Source organism: Bartonella tribocorum (genome assembly GCF_002778015.1).
GTDB lineage: Bacteria > Pseudomonadota > Alphaproteobacteria > Rhizobiales > Rhizobiaceae > Bartonella > Bartonella tribocorum_B.
The window spans coordinates 1-1,779 of record NZ_NJPP01000081.1 but is presented as its reverse complement, the minus strand read 5'-3'; the positions used below and the strand labels follow the sequence as shown (position 1 = coordinate 1,779).

2 pseudogenes are annotated in these 1,779 nt (G+C 41.0%); both read left to right on the top strand.

Features of this window, described 5'->3' with window-relative positions:
• Nucleotides 1–640: pseudogene (locus CEV08_RS09640) on the top strand (hypothetical protein); the annotation flags it as partial.
• Nucleotides 641–847: 207 nt separating this feature from the next.
• Nucleotides 848–1,779, top strand: a pseudogene (locus CEV08_RS09255) (hypothetical protein); the annotation flags it as partial.

Sequence of the window (1,779 nt, the reverse complement as noted above, 5' to 3'; positions counted from 1 at the left end):
CGAAATAGAAGAAGTACGTTCAGTAGCGGTTCTTTATGATGAAGAAGTAGAGCCAAAAGGTGTTACTCCACTTCTCAGATCAGCGCGTAAAGTTAATAAAAATAGTGTTACTTTTGGAGATCCTAGCACGGGTACTGTTGGATTACACAATGTTGGGCAAGGTAAAGTTGTAGAAAACTCAGCCGATGCCATCAATGGCTCTCAGCTTTTTGAGACCAATAAAACTGTTGCGTCTTATTTAGGTGGAGGAGCTATTTATAAAGATGGTGTATGGTCAGCGCCAAACTTTAAGGTTAAAACTGTCACTACAGATGGCCAGGAAGAAGAGAAGATTTATCCTGATGTAGCGTCAGCTTTTGAAGGTGTAGGTAGTTCTTTCACGAATATCAAAAATGAGATCACCAACCAGATTAATCATCTTCAGTCGGATGATTCGGCGGTTATTCATTATGATAAAGACGATAAAAATGGCACCGTTAATTATGGAAGTGTCACTTTTGGTGGTAAAGATAAAGTCGCCACAGCTCTCCACAATGTTGCCGATGGTCAGATTATCAAGGATTCCCATGATGCAATTACGGGAGGTCAGATTAATACCATAGCTGGGGATTTAACAAAAATTTTAGGTGGTCAAGCATAGGCGTTTGTAGCGCAACATGGTGAAGATAGCGGAAAAACGAATAGCAAGATTAAGTATCTTTCCAATGGCGATATTAGTGCAAATTCAAGCGATGCCGTAGCAGGTAATCAGCTTCATGCTCTAGGGAGTGGTGTTGCGAAGACTTTAGGGGGTGAAGCTAAGTATGAGAATGGCACTTGGACTTCTCCAAAGTTCACAGTTAAAACTGTGAAGAAAGAAGGTGATGCTGTTGAAGATGCAAGCTATGATAGTGTAGTTGCGGCTTTTTCTGGAGTAGGTACGTCTTTTGAGGCTCTTCAAAAGAAGATTACACAAAGTAATACGCAGGTTACTGAAAATGTTAAGCAGAATGCATTGTTATGGAATGAAGGTGAAAAAGCGTTTGTAGCGCAACATGGTGAAGATAGCGGAAAAACGAATAGCAAGATTAAGTATCTTTCCAATGGCGATATTAGTGCAAGTTCAAGCGATGCCGTAGCAGGTAATCAGCTTCATGCTCTAGGGAGTGGTGTTGCGAAGACTTTAGGGGGTGAAGCTAAGTATGAGAATGGCACTTGGACTTCTCCAAAGTTCACAGTTAAAACTGTCACTACGGATGGCAAAGATGAAGAGAAGAGCTATGGGAATGTAGCGGAAGCCTTTGCAGGTGTTGGTACATCTTTCACAAACGTTCAGAATAAAATTACCCATGAGATTAATAATGCGATTAGCACTGTTAAAGGAGAGAGCCTTGTTAAGTTTGATGAGGAGACACAGCATATTAATATTGGTGGAGAAAAAGACAATGCTACAATCAATATTGCCGATAAGAATAAGAGTGATCGCATCCTTTCTGGCGTGAAGGAGGCAGAGCATGATAATGAAGCAGTCAACAAAGGACAGCTTGATCGCGAAATAGAAGAAGTACGTTCAGTAGCGGTTCTTTATGATGAAGAAGTAGAGCCAAAAGGTGTTACTCCACTTCTCAGATCAGCGCGTAAAGTTAATAAAAATAGTGTTACTTTTGGAGATCCTAGCACGGGTACTGTTGGATTACACAATGTTGGGCAAGGTAAAGTTGTAGAAAACTCAGCCGATGCCATCAATGGCTCTCAGCTTTTTGAGACCAATAAAACTGTTGCGTCTTATTTAGGTGGAGG